This window comes from Romboutsia lituseburensis, from assembly GCF_024723825.1.
Lineage (GTDB): Bacteria > Bacillota > Clostridia > Peptostreptococcales > Peptostreptococcaceae > Romboutsia_F > Romboutsia_F lituseburensis_A.
Genome location: NZ_JANQBQ010000001.1, coordinates 3,419,396 through 3,437,391, shown reverse-complemented (window position 1 = coordinate 3,437,391; position 17,996 = coordinate 3,419,396). Strand labels below are relative to the sequence as shown.

The 17,996-nt window shown below is 25.9% G+C and carries 17 protein-coding genes, 1 pseudogene and 1 riboswitch; of the genes and pseudogenes, 4 read left to right on the top strand and 14 right to left on the bottom strand.

Annotation, left to right across the window (positions count from 1 at the left end; translation table 11 throughout):
• Positions 1-51: 51 nt before the first annotated feature.
• The 7 genes and pseudogenes from NWE74_RS16550 to NWE74_RS16525 form a co-directional block, all read right to left on the bottom strand.
• Complete coding sequence (locus tag NWE74_RS16550; RefSeq protein WP_258244073.1) at positions 52-1,374, bottom strand: S-layer homology domain-containing protein; 1,323 nt, start codon at positions 1,372-1,374, stop codon at positions 52-54.
• Positions 1,375-1,459: 85 nt separating this feature from the next.
• On the bottom strand, positions 1,460-2,116 hold the full coding sequence (locus tag NWE74_RS16545) for a copper amine oxidase N-terminal domain-containing protein (RefSeq protein ID WP_258244483.1): 657 nt from the start codon (positions 2,114-2,116) through the stop codon (positions 1,460-1,462).
• Between the two features lie 524 nt (positions 2,117-2,640).
• On the bottom strand, positions 2,641-2,799 hold the full coding sequence (locus NWE74_RS16540; protein ID WP_258244072.1) for a hypothetical protein: 159 nt from the start codon (positions 2,797-2,799) through the stop codon (positions 2,641-2,643).
• Positions 2,800-2,835: 36 nt separating this feature from the next.
• Positions 2,836-3,090, bottom strand: a pseudogene (locus NWE74_RS19320) (CPBP family intramembrane glutamic endopeptidase); the annotation flags it as partial.
• A 136-nt stretch (positions 3,091-3,226) separates the two neighbouring features.
• Entirely contained in the window at positions 3,227-3,514 is a 288-nt protein-coding gene (locus NWE74_RS16535) for a hypothetical protein (protein WP_258244071.1), read from the bottom strand.
• Between the two features lies 1 nt (position 3,515).
• Positions 3,516-3,815, bottom strand: a complete 300-nt coding sequence (locus tag NWE74_RS16530) for a DUF2089 domain-containing protein (protein ID WP_258244070.1) — start codon at positions 3,813-3,815, stop codon at positions 3,516-3,518.
• Positions 3,816-4,048: 233 nt separating this feature from the next.
• On the bottom strand, positions 4,049-5,791 hold the full coding sequence (locus NWE74_RS16525) for an FUSC family protein (RefSeq protein WP_258244069.1): 1,743 nt from the start codon (positions 5,789-5,791) through the stop codon (positions 4,049-4,051).
• 207 nt (positions 5,792-5,998) lie between these two features.
• Between NWE74_RS16525 and NWE74_RS16520 the strand changes: the two genes are divergently transcribed.
• A complete protein-coding gene (locus NWE74_RS16520) occupies positions 5,999-6,424 on the top strand; it encodes a MarR family winged helix-turn-helix transcriptional regulator (protein WP_258244068.1) in 426 nt (141 codons plus the stop codon).
• Between the two features lie 85 nt (positions 6,425-6,509).
• On the opposite strand, the gene NWE74_RS16515 is transcribed toward NWE74_RS16520, so the two are convergent.
• The 4 genes from NWE74_RS16515 to thiM all read right to left on the bottom strand — a co-directional run bounded on the left by NWE74_RS16515 (position 6,510) and on the right by thiM (position 9,477).
• Complete coding sequence (locus NWE74_RS16515; RefSeq protein ID WP_258244067.1) at positions 6,510-7,184, bottom strand: hypothetical protein; 675 nt, start codon at positions 7,182-7,184, stop codon at positions 6,510-6,512.
• A 207-nt stretch (positions 7,185-7,391) separates the two neighbouring features.
• A complete protein-coding gene (thiT, locus tag NWE74_RS16510) occupies positions 7,392-7,988 on the bottom strand; it encodes an energy-coupled thiamine transporter ThiT (protein WP_258244066.1) in 597 nt (198 codons plus the stop codon).
• The gene (gene tenA, locus NWE74_RS16505; RefSeq protein WP_258244065.1) at positions 7,981-8,655 is read right to left on the bottom strand and encodes a thiaminase II; all 675 of its coding nucleotides are present in this window, start codon (positions 8,653-8,655) and stop codon (positions 7,981-7,983) included. Before tenA ends, thiT begins: the two co-directional genes overlap by 8 nt.
• Before the next feature lie 27 nt (positions 8,656-8,682).
• On the bottom strand, positions 8,683-9,477 hold the full coding sequence (gene thiM / locus NWE74_RS16500; protein ID WP_258244064.1) for a hydroxyethylthiazole kinase: 795 nt from the start codon (positions 9,475-9,477) through the stop codon (positions 8,683-8,685).
• A 143-nt stretch (positions 9,478-9,620) separates the two neighbouring features.
• Positions 9,621-9,714, bottom strand: a riboswitch (TPP riboswitch).
• A gap of 213 nt (positions 9,715-9,927) precedes the next feature.
• On the opposite strand from thiM, the gene NWE74_RS16495 reads away from it, so the two are divergent.
• Entirely contained in the window at positions 9,928-10,203 is a 276-nt protein-coding gene (locus NWE74_RS16495) for a metal-sensing transcriptional repressor (protein ID WP_258244063.1), read from the top strand.
• Between the two features lie 369 nt (positions 10,204-10,572).
• On the top strand, positions 10,573-12,336 hold the full coding sequence (locus NWE74_RS16490; protein ID WP_330666438.1) for a cation-translocating P-type ATPase: 1,764 nt from the start codon (positions 10,573-10,575) through the stop codon (positions 12,334-12,336).
• A 629-nt stretch (positions 12,337-12,965) separates the two neighbouring features.
• On the opposite strand, the gene NWE74_RS16485 is transcribed toward NWE74_RS16490, so the two are convergent.
• The gene (locus NWE74_RS16485; protein ID WP_258244061.1) at positions 12,966-13,262 is read right to left on the bottom strand and encodes an iron-sulfur cluster biosynthesis family protein; all 297 of its coding nucleotides are present in this window, start codon (positions 13,260-13,262) and stop codon (positions 12,966-12,968) included.
• 227 nt (positions 13,263-13,489) lie between these two features.
• Between NWE74_RS16485 and NWE74_RS16480 the strand changes: the two genes are divergently transcribed.
• Complete coding sequence (locus NWE74_RS16480) at positions 13,490-15,781, top strand: bifunctional diguanylate cyclase/phosphodiesterase (protein ID WP_258244060.1); 2,292 nt, start codon at positions 13,490-13,492, stop codon at positions 15,779-15,781.
• 163 nt (positions 15,782-15,944) lie between these two features.
• Here NWE74_RS16480 and NWE74_RS16475 read toward each other — a convergent pair whose 3' ends face one another.
• Together NWE74_RS16475 and NWE74_RS16470 are read right to left on the bottom strand one after the other, a co-directional pair.
• Positions 15,945-16,436, bottom strand: coding sequence for a hypothetical protein (locus NWE74_RS16475; protein ID WP_258244059.1), 492 nt, complete (start codon positions 16,434-16,436; stop codon positions 15,945-15,947).
• Positions 16,421-17,947 (bottom strand): TrkH family potassium uptake protein, encoded by a 1,527-nt coding sequence (locus tag NWE74_RS16470; protein WP_258244058.1) that lies wholly within the window; start codon positions 17,945-17,947, stop codon positions 16,421-16,423. The genes NWE74_RS16475 and NWE74_RS16470 overlap by 16 nt, the downstream gene beginning before the upstream one ends.
• Positions 17,948-17,996 lie beyond the last annotated feature (49 nt).

Below are 17,996 nucleotides of genomic sequence, written 5' to 3'. Positions count from 1 at the left end.
TGAGTTTTATAAAGTATTAAACTCACGCTGTTTTTTATATAAGTTATATTTTTATTTTATTCTACTTAACATAGATAATGCTTCTGCTCTTGTTATTTTATTCTTAGGCCTAAATGTATTGTCACTATATCCACCCATATAGCCTTTTTCAATTACACCTTCTACTGAAGGCTTAGCCCAGCTAGATATGTCATTGCTATCTTTGTATTTAACTATTTTGTCTATGTTATTGTCAGATAAATTCAAGTAGTTTGATAACATAGTCGCAGCTTCTTGCCTTGTTATAGGATCATCAGGTTTAAATTCTGTTTCTGTTTTTCCATTACATACTCCATTAGTTACTGCAATATCAATTTCATAATATGCCCAATGATTTTTAGTATCTTTAAATGTTTTCCCACTATGCTTGCTTAGCTTAAATGTTTTATTAAATATTTTTACAAATTCTGCTCTAGTCATAGCTTCATTAGGTCTAAACCTAACATCTTTCGCAATTATTTTTTTACGTTCATATTCTCTTATAGTATCCTCTGCCCAGTGATTATATATATCATTAAACGGTGCTATTGGTATATGTAATTCACTAACACGATTATAATCATGCATTCCATCATAGTAATAATCCCAATAATAAGCCGCTATTAGTTGAAAATTTGACTCTCTAATATCTTTTTCCGTTATATTGTCCCATATTAGATAATCACCTTCAGACCTTCCCATATAATTCCCATAACGTTGACCATACAGTTCAGTTAGCATTTCTCCATCAATACCTATAAATGGATTTTTAATCTTAAAACTATCACCTGTTAAACGAACTTCATCATAATATACATTTTGTTCTAATATAGTTCCATACCTAAATTTTTCCTTATTCGGCAAGTTTTTAAGTGGACTAAAATCTAAAATATGATTAGAATCTAAATTTAAGCGTTCTAATTTTGTTAAATTTCTTAATGGACCTATATCTGATATTTTATTATAACTAACATCTAAGTCCTTTAAATTTGTTAAATTTGTTAGTGGCCCTATATCTGATATTTTATTATAGCTAACATCTAAGTATTTTAAATTTTTAGCGTATTGTATTCCCTCTAAATTCGAAATTTTATCAGAAGAAAATGCTGCCCAGAAACTTAAACTAGTTAAAGATTCCATGTCAGATATAGTTATAGTTATACTATCCATAGGATTTTTACCTAATGTTCTTAATACAACTTCTTTTAAAATTTTATCAGGTATATTTACTTCCTCATTCTGTATATTTGTACTAGTTGATAATTTTTCATTAGCATTTATATCATACGAATTATAATCAAAGAATATAAATGATATAAATGTAAAGATAAGTACTTTAATAATGTTATTCCTCATAAAACTCCTCCAATTTATTTTATTCCAAGTAAAAATATATCATAAGGTAAATAGAATTTAAAATAACAATTAAATCCAATTTTTTCTATGCAACAGTATTTGATATAAGTGTCCATTCACCTATACCATATAATGATTGAAATTTTTTTAAATCTTGTGTTTTAATAACGTACCACTTTGAATTTGTAACGTCTTCCATTAAACAAATAGTTTTTGGATTATTTATATCACTCCAATCAGGACATGTATACGTTTTATACTCTGCTATTTTATTATTTGATTTATCTAAAAATGCATATTCATAATTTTCATGGAAATACTCTTTTCCTTTCCAGTCATACAATCTTTCAGAAAATTTATCAATATCTACTTCATTAGTTTTAGAAGCTTCTATTACATTATTGATACGAGTAGCATAGAGATTATTTTTATTTTTAGAAAGTATTCCCCCCATAGTCATAGGACAATAGTTATCTATTGAATCTATTTCTATATTGTTTATTTTTAGTTTAGGTGTTATTATATCTACTTTCTTATCTCTATAATTTACTGTTAATCCTAAAGATTCTGATACAAATCTTAATGGAACCATAGTTCTACCTTTGTATATGTATGGTTCTTTTTCTAAACTTATAGTTTTTCCATTTTTTATAGCTTCTTTGCTTCCTATTTTTAATATAAGCTCATTATTATCATAGTTTATCTTTACTATAGGTCTATCCCAACTAATATCAGCCCCTATATAGTCATATTTTAACAGTTCCTAATTAAAATTTGTAACCATCTTATACCATAATTGTGTCATGTTTTTCATAATATGCATAATTGTCTCATTTTTAACAATTTTATACTACTCTAATCTAACTAAAAATATATACATATCTGTAAATAGCGAATATAACTATTGATAATATAAAAATAGTATAAATATTAAAATTAGTTTTCTTTGAAGTAATTTTATTTTTTAGTAATCGTTTTAGTGGAAAAACAATTAATACAAGTAAAATAAAAAAAATGATATTATGGGATATGAAAAAAAACACTTTTTCATCAAAAGTAATATCTCCCGGATATGACTCACTAGCAGTAAATCTAGACATACTTACAGATAATTCAGAAATAAAAGATATAACCGCTGTAATGACTGAGCATATTGCAAAAAATAATAATGTTATCCAATTCAAAACAGTTCGTCCCCCTTTCATTTTGTCGTATAGTTATTATACACTACTTAATATAAGTTATGAAGATAATAAACTTAGTAGTTTAAAGCAATACATTCTTTTCACTATCTTTATCAGGAAAATTTACTTTTACATACTTAAATAAATATCTAAAAGAAAATATAAGTCCCAATACCCCTACAAAAATATATATAGTACTTTCTATATTAGATATAGATGTATTTTGATTTGTAAAAAACATTGAGAACACCGTACCTAAAAAATATACAAGGTTGTGACACATATGAGTTATGGTATTTATTAAAATATTGTTGTATTTTAAGTATATCAATGAGAAAATTACACCTGCTATAAATGAAAAAATATGTCCAAGACCTGGATGAAGGATTGCAAATACAATAGATGATAGGATTATTCCCTTACGAATCCCAAATTTGAAAGAAATTCTACGAAGTAATATTCCCCTAAATACAATTTCTTCAACAATTGGTGCTAGTATAACGGTAAAAGTGAATAAAAATACAGTTGAAATAAAGCTTGATTTTGCTACAGGTTCAGATAGTATAGAGTCTACAATCTCAGAATTAATCTTATTATATTATTTTAAATAAACTTATTTTATCAAAATATCTTTCCAATGCTATCCCCTCTTTGCTTAACATATATTATTACTTAATATCATGTATTTTCATTTTATTTAGTTCTTCATTTATTCTCTTTTTAAGTGACTCTCTTCCTTCTGCCCAAACACACATTAAAGTTAAAAACATTACTACACATGCTGGTATTAAAGAATGGTTAGTTTTTAAGTGACTAAAATAAATTATCCAAATTGAAAATCCTAACCATATAATAGGTAAAAATCCTCCCATAACCCAATTTTTTCTTGTACTTAAATATTGTTGTGTTGCTAATACAACAATTGCTACCATTATTGCCATAAAAAATTTAAACATATTATTTTTCCTCCTTTTCTTCTTTATATTTTTCAATAATCATTTTTGCAGTTTCTAAATCAATTTTAGAATCAATTGCTAGACCTTTTATAAATGTACAAAAAGGTTGCTGTTCTTGCTTATCATTTAAATCTATTTTTTGAATTAGTTTATCTAAACGAAGTCTAACTGTTGGATAAGAAACTTCATATAACTTAGATATTTCCTTTAATGATCCTGATGTAATTATGAAGTTTTTTATAAAATTTAAATCTTCTTCGTCTAATGATAATATCCATTGTGGTAATTTTTTTTCATTCATATTCTTCCCCTTTAACTTAATTAACATTTTTTTCCATATTGACTTTAACAATATTAATTGTATCATTAATATTGTTAAAGTCAACATTAGACAAAGATTAAATTATATTAATAAATGACATCTATAAAATTATTTATGGATGCTTTAAGTGTAATTAACCCTAGCAAAAATTTATAAATATAAAAAAAAATAGAGATCTAATATTAGCTCTCTATCTTTTTTCTACTTATTTTTCAATTAAAATTGCTTCTTTTTTGATAGTAATTTAAATATAGATAGTTTAATATTAAATATTTTTCACTACCCATTTTTATACTTTGATCATGAATAAACGTATTTATATTACCTTTATTTAACTTATTACTATTTAAAATCAAATTTTGTTCAATTTTATTTCTATCTATAGATAAATTTATAATATTCAACATATTTAATCTACCATGCTTTATTTCATCTAATTCATTTAACATTTGCCTTGTATTTTTTTTGTATTTATACTTAAGTTCTTTTATAGAATCTTCTATGTTATATGGTAAAAAATATTTATTAAATAAAAGTCCTATAACTATGCCTGTTGTTACAAGTATAAATCTATTTATAGATATGGTGTGTATATTTTCAGATATCGATGCTACAGTTAAAGATAATATTGTAGTCATTACAACTTTTTTACTATAATCTGCGAAATAAAAATATCCTATAAACCCTATAAATAGTACAACTTGAATTGATATACGATCTTTAATTATACTAAATACTATAAAAAATATAGTTACTCCTATAATAACCCCTATAAATCTTTTTTGAGCTTTTATAAGTCCATCCTCTTTATATGGTTGTAACACTACATAGCAACTAAGTATTATCCAAGATTCATGATTAATATTAGTAATCTGAGCTAAAAATACCATTATTGATATCCCTATTGCTAGTCTGATTGAATATCTAAACTTTAATGAATTTATATTAAAATTTTCTCTCATTAATTTAAACAAATTAAATGGCTTTTTAGTATTTATATTTTCATAAAGTTTTGTTACAACATTTTCTTTATTTTCTTCACTATAATCTATTATTTCTTTAAATATTTTGAAAACATAAATACTTTCATCTATTAGTTTTAAATTTAAATTTTTATATTTATTTATAAATTCATCAACTCTAAAATTTACCTGTTCAATAGTTTGCAAATTTTTATTTAAGTTATTAATATTTTCAACTTGAATTTTTAAATCATTTAAATATTCATTTTTTTTCTCTTTATCAACCTTAAAACTTGCCACATGACTTATCATTGTATTTAATCTTGATAAACATATACCTATACTAAATTGTTTTATTGCAACTTTATTATGTTTAAAGTGTTTATATCTTTTTATACTTGTAGATGCAATTAAATATCTTATTTGTTGATTTATTTTTATTGATTCTTTTTCATCATATTTTTCTAATATTAAATTATCTATCTGTTTTTTTAATTTATCTATTATAGTGTTTATAGCAATATCTGATTTTTCTTTTGCTGTTGTTCTATTAATCATTACTTGAGCTATAATTATTATAATTACGCCTGCACCTACTGCTAGCAATCTTGTAGGCAATTCTTGTTGTGTTATTTCAGTCGATATCATAAATATATACATCATTAAAAACATATATGATGTTGGATTTTTAAAATCATTCATGTATAAATAAGTTATTGTAAATATAGTAGTAAAATTTAAAATAATGCCTATGTAAATATTTAAATTTACTAAATATGAAGCTACCACTAAATAAAGATTTATTATTAAAAATGTAGTGGCTCTGTATAGTAATTCTTCTCTAAAATCTCTTCTTAAAAACATAATTGCTGCTATACCTAGCACTGTGCCTAGCATTATATTTTCGTTTCCAAATACTTTTAAGTAAAAAATAAAATTTATCATCATAAACGTAGCTTTAAATAAAGATGCTTTAACTTTTTGATTTTCCATTTAATCACCTACCCTTATAATTTTAATAAGTTGATATATCAACTTTAAAAGTATATATTTTTATAGTTGATATGTCAACAATTAAAATATGATTTAGATTTTACTTTAATATTTTATAATGTTAAAATATGTATATATGTTATGGATTTAATTTTTTAACTTTATTTTAGTTACATGTACATTAGAATGAGATAGGTGGTAATATATTTGGATAGTAATGATATATTAGATTTAATAAGAAACATAGCTTTGTTTAGAAAAAATTACACAACATTTATAGGTAAAAATCTTATTGATTTAGAGATAACTAATTCTGAGTTTTCTTACTTAAAAGAAGTGATAAATTTTAATGGCATTCCTCAAGATGAGTTAATTCGAAATTTATCTATCGATAAGGCTGCTGCAACTAGGATGGCTCAGTCTTTAGAAAAAAAAGATTTGATAAAAAGAGTTAGAAATGAGAATAACAAGAGATTTTTCAATGTTTTTTTAACTAAAAAAGGAACAGAATATATAGATATTACAAATAAAATACTTACTGATTTTTACAATATTTCTTTTAAGAATACAAATGATAATAGTTTTGAAGAATTAAAACACATATTAAAGCAAATAAATAAAGACTTTATTTAATTTATATTTTGATTAACTAAAATCATTTATAGTTATTTTTTAATGAAAAAGAGCTATCTATATAGAGATAGCTCTTTAATAATTATTATCTATAAAATACATCTACAAATGATGCATGATCAAATACTTCCTCATCACTACCATCAACTAAAACTTTAACACCTTTTATCCAATCACCTTGGTAATCTCTTTGTAATAAAGTTTCTATTATAGCAGCTTGAGATATAGCTCCACCAGTTGATCCTGCAAAGTGTTTAGCCCACTTTTGTTGGTCTACTAAGTTTATAGTTAAAATACCATTCTTGTCTATTGATTGTAAAACCATTTGTGCATCATCTTTGAAGTAATCATTTTTTAAAGCTGATATTAGCTCATTTATTTTGTCTTCTTTTGAAGCACTATTTTTTATTTTTATAGTTTCAAATTCAACTATGCTTTGAGTGTCTTCTTCTTTTGCTGTGTATATTTTAAAATCTGTTGTTTCTGATTTTGCTTCTTTTTTCTCTTCTTGCTTCTTTAAATTCTTTTTAGATTCTTCTTTTTTAACTTTATCACTTTTTGCTTCTTGTTTTGCCTCTATATCTTCTTTTTGTATATCATCACTTTGTTCATTATCATCTTTTGCGTTGTCTTTTGGTGAATCTATATTTTCTTGTACTTGATTACTATCTTTTTTAGTTTCAGTAGTAGTTGATTGATTTGCACATCCTACTAAAGTTAAACTCATCATTAATGCCAGTAAACTCACTTTTAGTTTCATCAGTTTATTCTCCTTATTATTAAAATTCGCTTCGCTTTAAGCCACCGCGTGGGCGCTACACTTCATATCGCCAACGACTTCGTCCGTTGCTTAAAATTCGTTTAGCTTAAACTAATGATACCAAATTTTGCATAATAAGTATTTACAATAAAATAACAATATTCTTACAATTTATTTACAATTTGATAATTTATGTCATGAAAGTATTTATTGTAAACTTGCAACTTTTCTTAAATTAGCTAATGGAAGTAATGCCATTATAACTACGCAAAGTACTCCTTCTACTCCATGACCTGAGAAGTTGTATAAGAATGAATAAAGTACGGGGTTCATTCCTTCTGGTGCAAATTGACCAAAGAAAAATACTCCAGATAAGAAGTGTGACGTTGTATTTAATAATATTGCAACTAAACTACCAAATATAATTTTTTTCTTATCATCTTTTCCAAACATATCACTAAGACCTAGTGCCATATCAGGAATAGCATAATCTAAGATAACTTGAGCAGGGTGCATTATGTATCCGCCTATTAATAAGCTTATAGTTCCTGTTATAAGACCGGCTGTAAGTCCTGCCTCTCTTGAATATAAAACTGATACCAATAACAATGGTAACATTGAGAACATGTTAATTCCTCCACCTTGAGGATATCTTACAAATGGAATTAATGATAATATATAACTCATTGCACTAAACATTGCTATTACAACCATTTCTTTTGTTTTAAATTTATACTTTCTTATTTTTAAAACATATAAAACTAATGGAACTACACAAACTACAAGTAATATACTATTAAACATAAGCTAGCTCACTCCCTTCATATGCCATATGCCAAAAGTCCATTTCATATATACTAGCTTTTCTAAATATACTTATAAGATTTCTTTCTTCTTCCTCACTTAGGTCTTTACATATTTCATTAGTAAAATCTATCCAATCATTTGTAAACTTAGTATATCCTTCACTACTATAAGTTTCTATCCAACTTTTATAAAAACTATCTTCTATACAATCTTTATAGTTTTCTTTTAATTTAAGTCCTATATAGTTATAACTCCATGTGCAAGGAAGTATTACAGATATTATTTCCTTAGCCCCACCTGCTAATGATACATTTTTCATATAGCTTGTATAACTTTCATTGTTTTTGTGATACTCATATTTTTCTATTTCATCCATATTTTCTCCAAAACCTTTTAAGTATGAAATATGATTTGCTGTTTCATCATTTAAGATCCCATCAGCACCTTCATAAAACATATTCATTTCTCTTATAGTGTTGCTTTTCACAACTCCCATACAATACACTTTTGTATATTCTTTTAAATATAAATAATCTTGTATAAGGTATTTTCTAAATTTCTCTTTATCTAAAGTTCCTTCTCCTATTTCTTTTAAAAAAGGATGCTCTAAATAACTTTCCCAAATATCTTTACTTCCTTCAAATAAACGCTCAGTAAATAACATATCTATCTCTCCATTCTTTTTGTTTTATTAAGCTAATGCTAATTCTTCTATCTTTGCATATGTATTTAATTTATCAACATTTAATTTATATACTTCATCCATTAAATTCACTTTAAAGCTTCCTATAGCTGGATTTTGACTATCAGCTAATTCACCACATAAAGACATTGTTAAAACTCCCATAGTGGCACATTCTAATGTGTCTTCATCACACCCTAAGAAACTTGCAATTAAACTTGCACTCATACAACCAGTTCCAGTTATTCCTTTAAGTTTTTCAGTTCCATTATTTATTTTATAAACTTTATCTCCATCTGTTATAATATCTGTCTTTCCTGTTGCTGCTACTACACATTCTAACTTCTTAGCTACTTTTTTTATAATCTCTGTACAATCTGTTTCATCATCAAATGAATCCACACCTTTTCCCTTTACATCAAATCCACCTATAAATTTAATTTCTGCCACATTTCCTTTTACTACGTCAAACTTAACTTCATTTAAAAGTTTATTTGTAAGATTTGTTCTAGCTTCAGTTGCAAATACACCTACTGGATCTAATATAACAGGCTTTTTATATTTATTAGCAACTTTACCTGCTATTAGATATAAGTTTAATAACTCTGAATTCATAGTTCCTATGTTTATAACTACTGAATTTGCTGCTTTTACTATATCTTCTACTTCCTCATATGAAAAACTCATCAAAGGGCTTGCCCCTAATGCTAACGTTATATTAGCACAATCATTTATAGTTACATTATTTGTATAATGTAAAACTAATGGATTTACGTCTTTCACCTTTTCAATTAAATTAAACATCTTAAAGCCCCCCTAATTTAAGTTTTAGCATTTAATTTTCTTAAACGTAAAAAAAGCTATACCTGATTAGGTATAGCTTTATGTACAATAAATATCAAAATTAATGTTTAGATTTATAACTATCTAAAATAATATTTGTTGTGTCAAGTCTTATAAAGCTTCCCTACGCTGGCATTATCCAGATCAGGTATAAGGGTCGGTAATCCTCTCAGCCATATGGCTCCCCTAGCAATTTTTAAATTTTATTTACACTTTAAGTATAGTACTTTATTTTTATGTGTCAACTAATTTTTCCAATTTACAGCAAAAAATAAACAATCAATAGCTATTTATTCTTATTGTAAGAAATATATCTAAAAATTTAACTGTTGTATATATTTTATTGACATTACTAAATACCAATGATATTCTTCTACATAATAGATAGAATTTAAAGGTGGAGGATAGACTATGCGTCAATGTATGGATTCAGATAATTTACATAAAAGGATAAAAAAGATAATGGGACAATTAAATGCCATAGATAAAATGGTTGATAAAGATATACCTTGTGAAGATGTTTTAATTCAAATCAATGCAGTAAAAAAAGCAGTGCATAAAGTTGGACAGTTAGTATTAGAAGGTCATATAAACCATTGTGTAAAAGATGGTATTGAACATGGAGATACTGAAAAAACAATTAAAGACTTTGCAAAAGCCATTGAACATTTTTCAAGAATGGGATAAAAAAAGTAGTTTATATAAACTACTTTTTTTATGCCTAAGGATATTATGATACTTCATTTTCTGTGGATAATTCATGAAAGTAAGTTATATTAATAAATTGGTTTTGAGTATAAAAAACATTTTGAGCAAAGGACGAAGTCGTTAGCGACAGGAGCCAAGCGACTTTTTTATTGACTTTAAGATAATTCACTTCTAATACATACCTATAGGGGTATATGTATATTTTTTTTATTAATAATTTAAAATGAGGTGAAATATGAAAAAAATCAATGATTTTCTTAATTCCTTTCCAATGATTATTGTATCTGGAATATTTTTAGGAATTAGTTTATTAGAACACATGGAATTACTTGGGAATTTTAATTTTTAATTGATCCAGCATGGATATCTATATTAATATCTGGATTTCCACTTGCTTGGATAGCGATTGAAAGAGTTGTTAAAAGTTTTTATATTAGCTCTGCACTACTTATTACTATTGCTATGATAGCATGTATTTTTATAGGAGAGGTCTTTGCAGCAGGTGAAGTTGCATTTATTATGGCTATAGGTGGATGGCTTGAAGATAAAACAGTTGACCGTACTAAAAAAGGAATTACACAACTTTTAAAGCTGGTTCCTGCTAAAGGTAGAAAAATTATTTACCACTCAGATGGAACTTTAAAAGAAGAATTTATAGACCCAGAAAATATTCAAATTGATGATATTCTTAGAGTTTTACCAGGAGAGAATATCCCTGCCGATGGAATAATTGAATTTGGTCAAACATCTATCGATCAATCTGTTATGACTGGAGAATCATTGCCTGTTGATAAAATTAAGGGTGACAAGGTATATACAGGAACAATTAATTGTTTCGGTTCAATAGATATTAAGGTTACAAAGTCTTTTTCTGATTCATCATTGCAAAAAATGATATCACTAGTAAAACAAGCAGAGGATAATAAAGCACCGATGCAAAGAGTTGTAGATAAATGGTCGGCTTGGTTTGTACCAACAGCTTGTGCTATTGCTATTATTACATATTTTATAACAAAAGATATTACACGTGCAGTTACAGTACTTGTAGTATTTTGTCCATGTGCCTTAGCTCTTTCTACACCAACATCTATTGTAGCTGCAATTGGTCAAGCAACGAAATTTGGAGTTTTAATAAAATCTGGTGAAGCACTTGAAAGTATGGGACAAATTAATGTGGTCGCTTTTGATAAAACAGGTACATTAACTCATGGAAATTTAGTTGTTTCAGATATTATCCCTATTAATATCTCAGAAAATGAGTTATTAAAAAGTGTAGGTTCAGCTGAAACCCGTTCAGAGCACCCTATAGGAAAAGCAATAGTATCTTTTACAAAAACAAATAAAATTGATATTTGCGAACCAGAAGAGTTTTCTATGATTGTTGGAAAAGGCGTAGTTTCTAAAGTACAAAATAATAAAATATTATGCGGTAATGAAAAGTTGATGATTGAGGAAGGTATTAATATTCCTGAGGATATTAATAGTTTAATATTATCATTAAGAGAACAAGGAAAAGCTATTATTATTACAGCAAAACAAAATTGTATTATAGGAATTATTGCTCTTTCAGATACGATAAAAGAAAATGCAAATACTATGATAAATAAACTTTCACAAAGTGGAATTTCACAAACTGTACTACTAACTGGAGATAATAAAAAATCTGCTGAGTATATAGGTAATAAAGTTGGAATAAAAGAAATAAAATCATCATTACTTCCAGAAGATAAAGTATCAGCTATAATTAATATACAAAACAAAGGACAGCTAATATGCATGGTTGGGGATGGTGTCAATGATGCGCCTGCCTTAAAAACGGCTACAGTTGGAATCGCAATGGGAACTATGGGAAGTGATATTGCTATTGAAGCCGCTGATATTGCTATAATGGGAGATGATATTAGTAAAATAGAATATATCAAACGACTTTCTAACTCTACATTAAAAACAATTAAGTTTAATATTACTATAGCGATGCTAATTAATATTATTGCAATTATTTTATCAGTACTAGGATTGCTTAATCCTGTAACTGGAGCCCTTGTTCATAACTTAGGATCAGTATTAGTAGTATTAAATGCCGCATTATTGTATGATAGAAAAATTGCTTAATACTATCATTATCAATTATTAATATGATTAATTCTAATAGAAAAATTTATTAAAATTATTTCAAATAAATTAATTAAGAATATATGTATAATATCCTATGTATATTCTTTTTTGTATTCTATATTAGCCTAACTCTTTTATATGACTTTTTCTAATTTACAAAAAAATAAAAGACAATAGATTTAATAGTTATATCCATCAAATCTAGTGCCTTTTACCAAAGCTTATGCTTTTCCCTCTTTTCGACTTTTATTAAATAACATCTACTACTTAGCATTTAGTCACCTATTGGCTATTGACTTCATTTACTAACAGTCATGAGTTTAAAAAGAGGTAATTTTAATCTCAGTTAGGTTATTTAATATGATATCCTAAGACATCTCATCTATCTAGACACCCAATAGATACTAGTAAAAGATTTAGGTTATTGCCTAGCTTTTATCTAGTGTGTTTAGATACAAGGTAATCTACATCACCTTTGTAATAATATATTAACCAATTCTTTATTTTAAATTCATAATTAATTAAATTTTTTGTTTTGAGCAACGGATGAAGTCGTTGGCGACATGAAGTGTAGCGCCAACGCAGTTGCTTAAGCGAAGCGACTTTTTATCTATTTATAAATATTTTTAATATTTGAATAATCCAAAATCAGTTTCTACTGTAAATTTATCTCTGCTAAGTAGCCCACCATAAGATATAGTTAAGTTTTGTAATTGAGCAGCTAATTTTACGTTTATTACTATCTCATATCCCTCTGCTTTAAAAAGTAAGTCATCGTCTTCTTTCTTATCAAATGTAAAATCTAATCTACCTTTTTCAAATATAGATTCTCTTTTTGTTACTATTCTTATATATTTATGCTCGCTGTTTTTTAGTAATTTATCTAATTCAGCTTTTGCCTGTTGTGTAATTAATATTTCCATTTTCCATCTCCTCTGATAAAAATTTTAATTTATTAGCTATGTTATCCAATTGTCCACAATATAACACATATTAGTTTTTGTGTAAAGAATAATTAATATATATTCTAAAAATACTTAATATACATTAAATTTTTAATTAATTATGAAATTTATGTCGATTTGATTTTAATTTAGTTGTAAAAAGGGTATAATAGGTATTTGTAAGTATTTTTTAAGGATGTGGATATATGCGTTTATTTTTTTGGATTCAAGTATTAATTACATGTGTGGTTTTTATAGTTTCTAGTAGGGTAGATTTTAATCATATTTCTTTTTTAGGTGGAAATGATATCTATGTTTTAACCAACGTAATATGGAATTTACAAATTTTAACATCTATTATATATACTACAAAGAAAATTAAAAATACTAATGAAATTCATAAAATTTTACTTAGTATTTTATCTATCATGTACTTACTTTCTACTATAGACTTAGTATCAATACTACTTTCTATACATATAAAACAAGAATTTCCAGTATTTATTGACTATTTACTTATAATAATATTTTTTGCAAGTACTTCATATTATTTAATTAAATTAATTAAATACATATCCAAATATAAAATATTTTATATTGTATTAAGAGATTCTTTAATTGCATTTATTCCTATTGCTATATTGTTTTTTGATAGTTTAGACAATATGTTTTTAATTACATTTTTAAAATCTTATTTTCTTAAATCTGAAAATGTCAAAATTATTTTTTCAAATTTAGAACAAATATCTATGATATTTTATGGATTTTTTGTTATGCTACTTTTTATGTTTTCAATATATAAAAAGAAATTCAGAAAAGCTAGCTCTGTTTTATTAGCATCTTTCTTTGTTTCAAACTTTATATATTATAGTAGCTATATGCTAAAAATATTAGACCCTAAATCTGCCTATATTCTTCATTTAAGTTTAAACAACTTTATTCATATAATCTTACATCTAATATTTTTATATTACCTTATCAAAGACCAATATATAAATGAAGAGTATATTGACGATGAACATACTCAAATTAATAATAAAATTACTAATACATTTTTAGGTATAATACCTATACTGTTTTTATTATTATATCTTTATGTTTCTAAGTTCATAGATTCTAGCATTTTACCTTATAAATATATTAATGTAACTATAATAAGCATACTTTTACTTATATTTAGAGATACTTTAGTCTTAGATAAGAACATAAAGTTATTAAAAGGTATAAAAAAACAATCTAAGTTAGACTATTTATGTAAAATATATAATAGAATTGGGTTTAACTCAGCCTCTAAATCTTTTACTAATAACTACACTTTATTTTTCTTTGATATAAGAAAATTTAAAGATATAAATGATATTTATGGTCATGAGTCAGGGGATAATGCATTAATATTTGTAGCTAATTTATTAAAGTCTATTTCTAAGGATATAAATAAAGAAACATTATTTTGTAGATACGGTGGAGATGAATTTATATTTATTATAAACTCAATAGACAAAGATGATATAGATAATTTATCTTCACATTTTAATAAAAAAAGATATATGAATTCTCCAAATAATGATTGTGAAATTTGTATAGAATTAGATGTTGGATATAGCATAAATACTACATCTAAAGATGTTTTAAGAGTTGTTCAAGAAGCAGACTACGCTATGTATGTTAGTAAAAAGAATGCTAATGGTGCTGTTGTCGAATTTGAAAATAAATTAAAAGATGAGTTTGATAAAGTTAATTTACTAAAAAAAGAGTTTACAAATGACTTAAATAATAACAAAATATATGCAGTTTATCAACCTAAGATTTCTATTAACTCAAATAAAATTTTAGGATATGAAACTTTATGTAGATGGAATAACGATATATTGGGTGAATTAAATCCTAGTGATTTTTTGCCCGTAATTGAAAGTATGGGTAATATGAACATTTTAGATGTTTATATATTTGAAGAAGCATGTAAGTTTCAAAATTTTCTTTCTTTTGAGGGACTTTTCCAACAGTGTTCCGTAAACATTTCGCTAAAAACGCTTCAAAACCCTAGTACTTGCGAAAAAATCATTGAAATAGCACAAAATTACAACATAAATCCCCAAAATATTACCCTGGAAATACTAGAAAGTATTACGTCTAAAAACAATTTGTATGTATTAGAAAGAATAAAAACTTTAAGTGATTTTGGTTTTTTAATTTCTATAGATGATTTTGGAACTGAATACTCTTCCTTGAGTAAGTTATTTAATATAAAATTTGATGAAATAAAAATTCCTATAGATTTTGTAAAGGAAATTAATAATGTAGTTCAATTTAATGTGGTTAAATACATTGCAAATTTAGCAAATGAGCTTAATATAAAAACAGTTGTTGAAGGAATAGAAAATGAAACTCAACTTAAAATTTTTAAACTTCTAAACTTCGATTCTGCTCAAGGTTTTTATTTTTCTAAACCTTTAAAGACTAAAGATTACATAGTATTTTATAAAAATTTCCAAAAATAAAATTTAATTTATATATTAAAGTCCTACCCTTCTTTGAATGCTTTTTATTCATATTATAGAGTAGGATTTTTAAATTCTATGAATTCATAATTCTTACTAGCCTAAGAACTATTATAAAACGGTCAAAAAAATACTGGAAATAGCATTCCAGTATTTTCATATTTTATTTTTGTTTTTTATATACTATATATCCCATAAGTATTACTATTACAGTAGATACTATGCCTGTGTAGATTTTATTTTTTTCTATTATCTCAGTAGTCTTTTTACCTTCCTTTATTACATCAACTTCTTTTGCATGTATATCCATATCTCCACCATGCTGTTTACATGCTCTATTGAAAGTTCCTTTAACATCTATTGTGTCTCCAACTTTACTATATCCACCAAATTTACTTACTTTATCAGCATCTTGATTAGTCATGTAAACCCCCATAGCATTAGTGGTATCATTTATATTTATCCAAGTATGGTCATCTCTTTTTAGAGATTCTCCTATTGCTTCACCTTTTATTGTTATTTCTTTTTTATCAAAACTTTTTCCATTTTCTATTAAGTCATTTATAGTATATTCATTAGCATTTATTTTTAAAGGTATTATAAATATTGTACAAATAGATATTATTAATAATACTTTACTTATTTTCTTATACATAATTTTTTTATTCCTCCAATAGCAAATCCTATTAATGCAAAGGCTGCCATAAACTCTAGTCTACCTAAATACATTGCTATAATATAATATACTTTAAGAGGGTTTGGCATTGTAATTGAAGTTATACCTATTGATAAACCAACATTTCCCGTTACTGATGCTGACTCAAAGGCTGAGTCTAACATTGGATATCCATAGTAACATCCAAGCATTGTTCCTCCTAAGAATAAAATCATATAAAGTATAATTATCAAAGCACTAGATTTTACTACATCACTGTCTAAAGTGTGTTCTTTTAGGTGATGGTATTTAAAAGTTTTTACTCTTCTGTCTGAAATTAAGCTTCTTTTAATATCTGCTATAAATCCTTTAAATACAATACCTATTCTAAGAGCTTTAAATCCTCCTGCAGTAGAGCAAGCACATCCACCAAATAACATTGCAATTATCATTACTAGTATAGCAAAATCTCCCCATTCTAGAGCGAACTGTCTTGCGTATAAATTCATAAATCCTGTTGTAGTGTGAGCTGATAATAATCCATATACACCTTTTCTAAATATAGCAGTTGCATCAGGATATACATTAAGTCTAGCTAATCCTTTTACTATAAAGAATGAAGTAAGCAATATTGTAGCTGTAAAAGTTTGAATTTCTATATTTTTATAAATTTCTTTTTTATTACCCTTCCATATAGCATAGTGAAGTCCAAAGTTTAATGCCCCAAGTACAAGGAATATTACCGTTACTATTTCATAAGAGAAACTGTGGTAATATAACATATTCTGGCTCATTGGTGAAAACCCTCCAGTACTCCATGCAGATACAAATATACATGCTGCATGATAAAGAGATCTCATAGGTTTAAGACCTATAAACATACCATTTATCCATAGTACAAAAGTCCCTATTGCAAAATACAATAAACTTATTATCCATATCAATCTTGTTGTATTTCTTGTGTTTGGTGCTAATTCAACATCCTTACCTTCTCCAACATACATTTTGTAAGCTCCTTGAGTTTTTGAAGATAAAAACATTATTGCAAGTACAACCATACCTTGGCCACCAACAAAAGTTAAGATATGTCTCCATAAATTTAAACTTACACTTAAATGGTCTATATCTTGAAGTAAAAATACTCCCGTTGTTGTAAATCCACTTATAACATCAAAACATGCATCTAGAAAAGATTTCATATGGCCACTTAAATAATATGGTATTGCACAAAGTATCATAAGTAGTATCCATGAAAGGGAAGCAGCTATTAATCCGTGCTTCCATTCCATATATATTTTATCTTTATTTGTATTTCCTATTAGTATTAGGCCAAACCCTATTATAAGCGATATATTTATACTTATAATAAAATCAAGCAATGGTTCATATTCTTTTAAAATTATTGAAGTTAATATAGGTATTAGCATAAGAAGAGCTGTTCCTATAACTATATATCCTGTATAGTAGCTTATAACCTTAACATCATTTATATTTCTTTTAGCCGCTTTCATAAAATTTACCTTCTTATATTAAATTTGTCATAATTAATAAAACAGCTAC